Here is a 10355-nt window from a genome sequence, read left to right as displayed (position 1 = left end):
TCAACCGGTCGCACACAAATGACAGTGTGTGCATGAGACCCGGGATGGTTCACTCCGACGACGAGGCCAGGCAGCAGACCTGCCTGATCCGGCGGGAGCGCAGCCGAGCACGCAGCGGCGAAACGAGTACGCACCACACTCGCCCATCGCTGATACCAGGGCACTTCTCCCACCGCGACGGGAGGCCCCTCGGACGTGATCACGGCGAGCGTGGAATCGCTACGCCATGGCTGACTCGCCCGGCCGCGAACCGTCAGGCTCTGCCCTGGAACAACTTCGAGCCACGACGAACTGGGTGCCCGGATGGTGACCAAGCCGCCTCCGGAGTACCTGTGATTCTGGGCAGTCACCGAATTGACGCTTGCCCTGAAGAAAACCTGACCTTGACCCGCCGCGCCAGAGACTGCGTGCGGATCCTCCGAGGGTTCCACTTCGACACTCACCCACGCTCCCTCGAGGGCAGCCCGGGTCAGTGGGTGCCCCTCGACCTCGGTCGCCCGCCACCCGATGACGACACTGCATCCGGCACCGAACAGCAATGCAACCAACATGATTCGTGCCCACCCCGCAGATGTCCGGCGCACAACCGCGTAAGTGAGGATTGCCGCTGGAATAGCGCATGCCACCGCCAGTACCCACGCGGCGACCGCGCCGAACAGGATCCCCACCGCACTGCTCCCCCACACTGCGACGGCCGACGGTAGCAGCCGAGCGTCGAGGACCGGCGAGACTTCCGGTTCGTTCACACCGATACCAGCACTCGCAGTTTGGCCAACCTTGCCGGGCCGATCCCGTCGACTTCCCCCAATTGTTCTATGTCCGTGAATTTTCCGTTGGAAGTTCGCCAGGAGATGATCGCCGCAGCCGTTACCGGCCCTACCCCGGGAAGGTCGTCCAGTTCGGCCTCGGTAGCGGTGTTGAGGTTCACCAGACCAGCCCCGCCGGATTCCCCCGCGGCGGCGGGGCCGGTCCCTCCCGCAGTGGTACTCGAACTCGCTGAAACACCACCGGACTGATCGGCGGCCCCCACCACGATCTGATCACCATCGGCAAGCTTCTGTGCCAGATTCAGGCCCACCGTCTCTGCGCCCTCGAGCACTCCACCTGCCGCAGCGAGCGCGTCGGCGATGCGCGAGCCCGAATGTAGGTTGACGAGCCCAGGCGTGTGCACGAGTCCGACGACACTGACCACCAAAGCCTCAGGCGGCTGCTCCGCTACGACGCCGGTCGGTACGGGACTGGCTGATTCACCATCGTCGACAGTGACATTCTGCGCCGTGACACTCTGCGCCGTGACATTCTGGGGCGAGGGCAACGGTGGGACCGCCTGCAAACTCGGAGAATCCCACCACACGGTGAACAAGCCGATTGCCGTGGCCAGGGCTGCAACGATCGCCAACACCCAGGTCGCCGATCGGCTCGGGCGCCAACGTGTACCGCGCCAGCGCTCGGGCAGCCGATCGAACCGTGACGAGTCGGGTTGAGCCTCGTATTCGTCTTCGTCGAAGTCCTGAAGCCACTCGGGGGACCTCTCGAATGGCTGCGGGGACCTCTCGAAAGACGCTGAATCCTCGAAGTCGTCCACGGCCTGTCGCTGCCGGTAGTTCCCGTCCATCGCCGCGAGGCGATCACGCGTCCGTTCGCGCTCCTCGCTGATCCTCATGACTGGACGCTAACGAGAGACCATGCCGCCGAAGACGAGCAATTTCGATCTGTGGAGAACTCGGGGATTGTGGAGAAACGATCAGGCGCTCGGGTCGATCTCCGGCAGCGGGCACACCACAACACCGATCGCGCCGACACCGACGTGCGCTCCGATAACCGCGCTGAAGTCGGTGACCACGGATTCCGCCACATCGGGAATGCGCTCGGCCAACTGTTCCGCTATCGCGTCGGCACGCTCTCGCGCTCGCATGTGATGCACGGCTATCGCCACGCGGCCGAGACCGGCGCGCTCGACTGCCGAATCCACCAAGCGTGCAAGCGCTTTGGTCGTCGTACGTGTTTTTTCACCGAGCACGAGCTTGCCGTCCACCAGATGCAGGATCGGCTTCATCGCCAATGCAGTACCCAACAACGCGGCTGCGGTTCCGATTCGTCCGCCCCGACGCAATTGATCAAGTTTGTCGACGACGATGTAGCAGCGCCCACGACTCGCGACGTCGACCGCCCGGCCGTACGCCTCTTCGAGTGACGCGCCCTTCTCGGCCAAGCGCGCAGCTTCGAGAGCGGGATAGCCCAAACCCATTCCGGCCGACTGCGAATCGACGATTCGGACGGCTCCTCCGAACTCCTGGGCCGCGACTCGTCCGGCTTCCCACGTTCCCGAGAGTTGCCGTGAAATGTGCACGGCGAGAACGCCGTCACCGTCGCTCATGTCCAGGGCGCGTGCATACGCTTCGGACAACTCGGCGGGCGACGCTCCGGCCGTTGTCACTCCTGACAGGTCGCTCGGCATTGCGTCGACACCCTCACGCAAGTCGCAGCCGTCACGGAGCACATGGAGCGGAACCACCTGAATCCCACATGCGTCGGCCGACTCCTGCGGGATGCAGGCGGAGGAATCCGTGACGACGACGACCGGCATTCTGCTACCCGACTTCGCTCGGCGGTGATACCAGTTGCGGCGAAACCACTTTCTTCGACTCCACCCCGCGAATCGCAGCGATCATCGCGCGGGCTACACCGACATGACCGTCCCAACCCCAGTGAATACCGTCGGGGTTGCCGTTCTCGGAAAAGACGTTGTCACGCACTGCATCCGCGAGATCGACTACGGGAACGTCTTTCTCCGTAGCCCACTCGGTGATCGCGGACACCGCGGCAGGTCGTCCGGCGTGCACGCTCGCGTAGGCATCGCTGCGGTGCACCGACGGCAGGGTCGCGATCATCGGCAGTTCCGGCCGCATGTACTCCAACGCATTTCGCGAGCTTTCCAAATACTCGACGCTCAGCTTGGGCGGAAGTGCGACCGGGCGGCCCAGAGGTGCAAGCCGCGGCTGCAGCCACTGATAACCCTCGCGCACCACGCGTCGAAGCGCCGGAGGACGAACGTAGCGGATGGTCTCGCGGAGCGCGGTAGGCAATGGGGACGGTAGCGAGTCCATACCGCCGACCGCGAACACGACGGCGCCGGCCCGCGGCACCGCCGCCCACACACGAGGATCCTGAGTCAGTGCCCACCACGCGTCGCGGCACGTCCAGCCGATACGGGCGACCAACTCGACGTCCCAGCCGAGTTCGTCGGCCACGATGTTGGGCCAGATGCGTGGATGATCTGCCGCGAGGCCGCCCTTGGGGCCGAAATACGACAGCGAATCCGCGAGCACGAGGAGGACGGGGCGCTGCCCGTCGGCACTTTCAGAGGACGTCATTTGCGACACTCGCAGAAGCATTCCATACGTCGAGTCGCCACTCGATCGACTTGACGTCGCCGTGTCCGCTGAGTTGCACCCAACTGGTGTTTCCCAATCCGCCGAGGACGGCCCAGCGATCGACGGGTAGGTCGAGCAATGCCGCTGTCAGTGCCGCGATCAAGCCTCCGTGCGCCACCAGAACTACGGGCCGCTCGGCCCAGTCCGGGTGCGTGTCGAGCAATTCGTGAACTACGGGGAGGCTACGATTCGCGACGTCGATTCGGCTTTCGCCGCCGGGCGGCGCCAACGTGGCATCCGCTCGCCAGGCAGATCGCACACCGGGAGTGCGCTCGTCGACGTCATGATGAGTCAGGCCTTGCCATTCACCCAGGTGTGTCTCACGCAGACGCGTGTCGGTGAGGACCGGAAGTCCGGCGGCGTCACCGACAGCGACTGCCGTGAAATACGCGCGCCGCAGATCCGAGGACACGATCGTCAACGGTCTGCGATCGGCGATCACCGGACCTGCACTCTTGGCCTGCGTGCGTCCCAACTCCGACAGGTCGGTGTCGAGTTGCCCCTGCATCCGAGAGTCGGCGTTGTATTCGGTCTGTCCGTGACGCAGCAGGATGAGCCGGCGGACAGGGTTCGACGCCGCACTGGGCGCCGACGAAGTCACAGCGAGGGATCCTGCGCGTCCGGCTCGGAAACCGTGTCGGTCTCGAACACCGTGTTGGCATCGGCGGGGCCGGGACGGTTCTGTCCGAGGCCTTCGACCTCGACCGTCGGGCAGTCCTTCCACAGACGATCGAGAGCGTAGAAGTTGCGCTCCTCGTCATGCTGGACGTGGACGACGATGTCGGCGTAGTCGAGCAGTGCCCAGCGGCCCTCGCGGGTGCCTTCACGGCGGACCGGCTTGTGTCCCGCTTCGCGGAGGCGGTCTTCGATGTTCTCGACAATCGAGTTGACCTGACGCTCGTTGGTCGCAGATGCGATCACGAAGCAGTCCGTGATGACCAACTGTTCGGACACATCGAGCACCACCACTTCGGTGGCCAGCTTCTCGTCGGCTGCCAAGGCCGCGATGCGTGCCATGTCGATGGCTTCGGTGTTTGCACTCACTCGATGTTCTCCAGTTTCGTCTTCAGAAAGTACTTGTTGTTCTCGGCTAGCTCGATTCGGCGCCCGGGACGGCTTCCGACTTCCCCGGTGCGGGCTCCGACATCGTTGTAGCTCCGTCGCGGCGCTCCGCGTCGACAGGTCGATACAGGTTCCGCTTCGAGATGTACTGCACCACTCCATCCGGCACCAGGTACCAGACAGGGCGGTCTTCACTTGCCCGACGACGACATTCGGTCGACGAAATGGCAAGTGCCGGAATCTCTATCAACGTGACCGCGTCGGCGGGCATGGTGTCGAGGTGACCGGCCAGGTGCTCTGCATTGAGATCGAAACCCGGTCGCGATACCCCGACGAACTTCGCCAATGCGAACAACTCTTCCCAATCTTGCCAGGAAAGGATGCTGGCCAGCGCATCGGCACCGGTGATGAAGAAGAGTTCGGCGTCGGGATGGTAGGCCCGGAGGTCTCGCAGTGTGTCCACGGTGTACGTCACTTTTTCACGGTCGACGTCGACCCGAGAGACGGAAAACCGCGGGTTGGAGGCGGTGGCGATGACCGTCATGAGGTACCGGTCCTCGGCAGGACTGACGCCCTTCCCCTGCTTCTGCCAGGGCCGCCCGGTGGGGACGAAGATCACTTCGTCGAGTCCGAACCGGTCGGCGACCTCACTGGCCGCAACGAGGTGGCCATGGTGAATGGGGTCGAAGGTGCCACCCATCACTCCGAGGCGTCGAGCACGTTCCACCGATAGTCCCTTCTGCACGAGTGTCGAGCTTACGGGTCAGACCGGCAGCAGACGGGACACGACGTCGGCAAGCTGCTGGGCCGAGCGGCACTCGTGCATGCTGATGACCTCGTTGTACACCTTCGCCGCGGAGTCACCCGTTCCCCATTGCCCCTTCGGCTCAGGGTTGAGCCAGTGTGCGTGCTTGGCAACCGCAACCATCTGCGACAGCGACTGGAGGTTGGGATCGCGATAGTTGTTGCGACCGTCGCCGAGTACCAGCAGCGACGTGCGACTGGTGATCGACTGCGCGAACTTCTCCTGGAAGACCCCGAAGGCGTGCCCGTAGTCGGAGTGGCCGTCGTAGGTGATCAGTTCGGCTTCACGCACCATCCGTGACATCGCGGACCCGAGGTCTGCGTTCGAGTCGAAGAACCGCGTGACCTCGTCGGTCGTGTCGATGAACGCGAACACCCTCACTCGTGAGAACTGCTCGCGCAACGCGTTGACGAGGAGCAGGGTGAAATGGCTGAACCCCGCTACCGAACCCGACACGTCACACATCACCACAAGTTCCGGCCGCGCTCGCTTCGGCTTGCGCTGCACCAGATCGATCGGCACTCCGCCCGTCGACATGGACTTGCGCAACGTGCGACGCAGGTCGATCGAACCCGAGCGGGAGCGGCTACGACGCACCGCGAGACGGCTGGCCAACAGACGAGCGAGTGGTGCGACGTTCTTCTTCAGTGTGGTGAGTTCGGCGTCGGAGGCCCGCAGGAAGTCGACTTCCTCGGCGAGTTTCGGAACGCCGTACGTGGCGACGCATTCCTTACCCAGATTCTCGGCGGTGCGTCGACGCGTTTCCTTCTCGACCATCTTGCGGAAGTCCGCGATGCGCTGCGCTGCCGTGCGCTTGGCGACCTCGGACTGATAGTCGGAATTGTCCTTGCCCTCGGACCCGGCGCCTTCCTGGTTGCCGAGTAGACCTTGCAGGATCTTGTTGAGCAACGTCTCCGGGGCGACGTCGCGCAGCGCCTGATAGGCGGAGAACGACGGGCCGTTACTCGACTGGTACTGCCCGAGTTCCTCGACCATCGCGGCGGTCAGGAGTTCGGTCATCTCCATCGCCTCGTCGCTGCCGTCTGTCAGCAGTTCGGCGATCAGCTCACGCAATGCCTGTAGGTCGATCGAGCCGTCTGGCTTGCGCGGCAGTGTGACGTCGACGTCGCCGACCGCACGGTCACCGATCGCCTTGGGGAACCACAGGTCGAAGACGGCGTCGAACGTCGCCCGGTGGGTAGGTCGACGCAGGAGCGAGCATGCCAACCCTTCACGAAGCGCTTCACGATCGAGCAGGTCGAGAACCGACATGACCTGACCGGCGTCGACGGTCTCGGACGGGCCGACCATGATTCCGCGTCGTCGCAGAGCCTCGACAAAATCGACGAGGTGACCGGGAATCCCGTGCGGCGCTGCCAGGCCGCCGGGTGCGAGCGGCGACGTCGATCCTGCGGGAGCCATGACAGACCTCAGTTCAGCCGAAGTTCAGCGGCGGCGCGCACCTGATCGGACTGGTGCTTGAGGATGACACCGAGCGTGGCGCGTACGGCGTCGTCGTCGAGCGTGTCCATGCCCAGAGCGAGAAGGGTGCGTCCCCAGTCGATGGTTTCGGACACCGACGGAACCTTCTTGAGCTGCATTCCGCGAAGAACACGAATGGTGTTGACCAGCTGCTCGGCAATCGCTTCAGGAAGCTCCGGCACCCGGCTTGCGAGGATGCGACGCTCGAGGTCGGCGTCCGGGAAATCGAGATGCAGGAAGAGGCAACGACGCTTCAGAGCCTCCGAGAGTTCGCGCGTGGCGTTGGACGTCAGCACCGTGAACGGCTTGCGGGTGGCGGTGATCGTTCCGAGCTCGGGGATCGTGACCGCGAAGTCGCTGAGCACTTCGAGGAGCAGACCTTCGATCTCGACGTCTGCCTTGTCCGTCTCGTCGATCAACAGCACCGTCGGGTCCTCGCGGCGAATGGCCTTGAGCAGTGGACGTGCGAGCAGGAACTCCTCCGAGAAGACATCCGCCTTCGTCGAGTCCCAGCTGTGGTCGACCGCGACATCACCCCTCGCTCCGCTCGCCCCGCCCGACTGAATCCGAAGAATCTGCTTCGCGTGGTTCCACTCGTACAGCGCACGAGCCTCGTCGACGCCCTCGTAGCACTGCAGACGCACCAACTCGGCGCCTGTCGTCTGGGCTACCGCGCGCGCCAACTCGGTCTTACCGACACCGGCCGGTCCCTCGATGAGCAGGGGCTTGCCCAGTCGGTCGGCAAGGAACACTGCCGTTGCAGTGCCCTTGTCGGACAGGTAACCCGTCTCGGCCAAACGCTCGATCACGTCGTCGACGCTCGAGAAGAACGGTGTTGTATCGGGAAGAGCTCGGTCCACGGTTAACTCCTAAAAGGGTGGGGCAAGTCTGGTGAACTTTTCAGGCGGGTCGGGTGTGCCCGTCGCCCCAGACGATCCACTTGGTGGACGTCAGTTCCGGCAACCCCATAGGGCCACGCGCATGCAGTTTCTGGGTGGAGATGCCGATCTCGGCGCCGAACCCGAATTGCTCACCGTCGGTGAAGGCAGTCGACGCGTTGACCATGACGGCGGCGGCGTCGACGCGAGCGCTGAACTCACGGGCAGCCGAGAGATCGGAAGTCACGATGGCTTCGGTGTGGCCGGTCCCGTACTGGTCGATGTGCTCGACCGCAGCGTCCAGGTTCTCGACGACCTTGAGCGCGACGTCGAGGGTGAGGTACTCCTTCGACCAGTCGTCCTCAGTGGCCGGGACGAGTCCAGGCAGATCGCCGTGCACGACGACGTCGTGCATCTGAAGCGCTTGAAGCAACTTCGGCACGGCCGTCTCGGCGATGGCGGCGTCGACCAACACAGTCTCCGCGGTGTTGCACACGCTGGGCCGACGGGTCTTGGAGTTGAGAAGAATCTTCTCGGCCATGAGCAGATCGGCGGCCGAGTGAACGTAGACGTGGCAGTTACCGACACCGGTCTCGATGGTGGGAACGGTGGCATCGCGAACTACGGCGCTGATCAGGCCGGCGCCGCCTCGTGGGATGACGACGTCGACGAGGCCACGGGCCTGAATCAAATGAGTGACCGTGGAGCGATCCGCACTTGGCAGAAGTTGAACGGAGTCCTCGGGCAGTCCCTGAGCAACCAGCGACGCACGCAGGGCCGCTACCAACGCTTCGTTGGACTTGACCGCCGAGGACGAACCACGAAGCAGCGCAGCATTTCCCGATTTGAGGGTGAGCCCGAAGGCATCGACGGTCACGTTGGGACGAGCCTCGTACACCATGCCGACGACACCGAGCGGAACGCGCTGCTGCCGTAGTTCCAAACCGATCGGCAGAGTGGAGCCGCGAAGAACTTCGCCGATCGGATCAGGTAGTCCGGCAACCTGACGCAAACCCGACGCGATGCCCTCGATCCGGTCAGCGGTCAGACGAAGACGGTCGAGCAGCGATTCCTCGGTGCCGCCCGCCTTCGCGGTGTCGATATCGAGAGCGTTGGCCGCGAGAATCCGATCGCTTGCCGCGAGTACCGCGTCGGCTGCGGCGTGGAGCGCAGCATCCTTCTGCGCCGTGGTCAGCAAAGCCAGGACACGCGAAGCCTTACGGGCTCGGCGTGCGGCGTCGTGCACGACGGACTTGGTGTCGGACGCGTTCGAGTCGACGGTTTCTGCGTTGGAAGTCACAGCGGTCATGAATACACATTAACCACCCACCTCCGCGGCCTGCTCGGCGGAACGAGGCTGTGACCACCCGGGACCATTCCGGCGGACCGCCTGCGAACATTTCGGCGGACCGCCTGCGAACATTTCGGCGGACCGCCGGGGAACAATTCCGATGCGCGGCGCTGTTGCACCCACCGACCTTCTTCTTCGAGTCAGGAGCCATCCGTGAGTGTGTTGTTCGAGCCTTTGACCCTGCGTGGCGTCACCATCCCGAACCGCGTCTGGATGGCACCGATGTGCCAGTACTCGGCCGACGTCATCGGCGACCAGGTCGGAGTGCCCAACGAGTGGCATCGCACGCATCTTGTGAGCCGTGCAATCGGCGGCACCGGCCTGATTCTCACCGAGGCGACGGCCGTCAGTCCCGAAGGCCGGATATCGGCAGCTGATCTGGGGATCTGGAACGACACGCAGGCGCAAGCCTTCGCCGAGATCAATGCGCAACTCGCGTACTTCGGCGCAGTGCCCGGAATCCAGTTGGCGCACGCCGGACGAAAAGCGTCGACGCAGGTTCCGTGGCGCGGCGGCAAGAGCCTGCCCGCCGACGACCGACTCTCGTGGCAGACGGTTGCCCCGAGCGCGGTTCCGTTCGGGCACCTTGCCGATCCGGTAGAGCTCACCACGGAGGGCATCGAGAAGGTCGTCGCGGACTTCGCAGCGGCGGCTACCCGCGCATTGAAGGCCGAATTCAAGGTCGTGGAAATTCACGCGGCCCACGGATACCTGATCCATCAGTTCCTCTCCCCCGAGAGCAACAAGCGAACGGACCGCTACGGAGGCAGCTTCGAGAACCGCATTCGATTGCTCCTCGAAATCCTGACAGCAGTCCGCGAGGTGTGGCCGGCCGAGTTACCGCTCTTCGTCCGGGTCTCGGCGACCGATTGGCTGACGGAAGAGCGTGGGCTCGAGGTCGACAGCTGGACCGCGGATCAGACCGTTGCCCTGGCCAACATCCTCTCCGATTACGGGGTCGATCTCGTCGACGTCTCCACCGGCGGCAATTCACCGGCGGCACAGATTCCGGTGGAACCGGGATACCAGGTTCCGTTCGCCCGTCGCCTGCAGAACGAGAGCCTGCTACCGGCCGCCGCCGTCGGCCTCATCACCGAACCCGAACAGGCCGAGAAGATCGTCGAGGACGGAAGCGCAGTGGCGGTGCTCCTCGGCCGCGAACTGTTGCGTGATCCGTACTGGGCGCGCCGGGCGGCACGGGAACTGAACGCCGAGGTCGGACCACATATCCCGTCGCAGTACGCCCGCGCCTTCTAGCCCGAAAATCGGCTCCCGCGCCCAACTTTGATGGCTCTCCGCATTTGAGCGGGGCGTGTGCTGATTTCATGCTGCTGGTCTCTGCC

The 10355-nt window shown here is 64.3% G+C and carries 10 protein-coding genes and 1 pseudogene; 1 reads left to right on the top strand and 10 read right to left on the bottom strand.

The window, feature by feature from the left end:
• The 10 genes and pseudogenes from H7C86_RS35795 to H7C86_RS35750 form a co-directional block, all read right to left on the bottom strand.
• A pseudogene (locus tag H7C86_RS35795) lies at positions 1-746 on the bottom strand (DUF4131 domain-containing protein); the annotation flags it as partial.
• Complete coding sequence (locus tag H7C86_RS35790; RefSeq protein WP_182263390.1) at positions 743-1663, bottom strand: ComEA family DNA-binding protein; 921 nt, start codon at positions 1661-1663, stop codon at positions 743-745. The gene H7C86_RS35790 and the pseudogene H7C86_RS35795, both read right to left, overlap by 4 nt.
• A gap of 81 nt (positions 1664-1744) precedes the next feature.
• Positions 1745-2587 carry a DegV family protein gene (locus tag H7C86_RS35785; RefSeq protein ID WP_080910051.1) on the bottom strand — a complete coding sequence of 281 codons (843 nt, stop codon included), beginning with the start codon at positions 2585-2587 and terminating at the stop codon, positions 1745-1747.
• Positions 2588-2591: 4 nt separating this feature from the next.
• Positions 2592-3374: a diglucosylglycerate octanoyltransferase gene (gene octT, locus H7C86_RS35780; RefSeq protein WP_019749052.1), complete on the bottom strand. Its 783-nt coding sequence runs from the start codon at positions 3372-3374 to the stop codon at positions 2592-2594.
• A complete protein-coding gene (locus H7C86_RS35775) occupies positions 3361-4035 on the bottom strand; it encodes a histidine phosphatase family protein (RefSeq protein WP_019749053.1) in 675 nt (224 codons plus the stop codon). The genes octT and H7C86_RS35775 overlap by 14 nt, the downstream gene beginning before the upstream one ends.
• A complete protein-coding gene (rsfS, locus tag H7C86_RS35770; RefSeq protein WP_003944502.1) occupies positions 4032-4478 on the bottom strand; it encodes a ribosome silencing factor in 447 nt (148 codons plus the stop codon). Before rsfS ends, H7C86_RS35775 begins: the two co-directional genes overlap by 4 nt.
• Before the next feature lie 46 nt (positions 4479-4524).
• On the bottom strand, positions 4525-5241 hold the full coding sequence (gene nadD, locus H7C86_RS35765) for a nicotinate-nucleotide adenylyltransferase (RefSeq protein WP_003944462.1): 717 nt from the start codon (positions 5239-5241) through the stop codon (positions 4525-4527).
• 18 nt (positions 5242-5259) lie between these two features.
• Positions 5260-6723: a VWA domain-containing protein gene (locus tag H7C86_RS35760; RefSeq protein WP_182263389.1), complete on the bottom strand. Its 1464-nt coding sequence runs from the start codon at positions 6721-6723 to the stop codon at positions 5260-5262.
• A gap of 8 nt (positions 6724-6731) precedes the next feature.
• Positions 6732-7643, bottom strand: coding sequence for a MoxR family ATPase (locus tag H7C86_RS35755; protein WP_019749056.1), 912 nt, complete (start codon positions 7641-7643; stop codon positions 6732-6734).
• A gap of 40 nt (positions 7644-7683) precedes the next feature.
• Entirely contained in the window at positions 7684-8970 is a 1287-nt protein-coding gene (locus H7C86_RS35750; RefSeq protein WP_097387226.1) for a glutamate-5-semialdehyde dehydrogenase, read from the bottom strand.
• Between the two features lie 195 nt (positions 8971-9165).
• On the opposite strand from H7C86_RS35750, the gene H7C86_RS35745 reads away from it, so the two are divergent.
• Positions 9166-10269: an NADH:flavin oxidoreductase/NADH oxidase gene (locus H7C86_RS35745; RefSeq protein WP_020908218.1), complete on the top strand. Its 1104-nt coding sequence runs from the start codon at positions 9166-9168 to the stop codon at positions 10267-10269.
• Positions 10270-10355 lie beyond the last annotated feature (86 nt).

The sequence above is a fragment of the Rhodococcus sp. UFZ-B548 genome, from assembly GCF_903819475.1.
Classification (GTDB): Bacteria; Actinomycetota; Actinomycetes; order Mycobacteriales; family Mycobacteriaceae; genus Rhodococcus_F; species Rhodococcus_F erythropolis.
The sequence above is the reverse complement of the archived record's forward strand: the minus strand, read 5'-3'. Positions and strand labels throughout refer to the sequence as shown.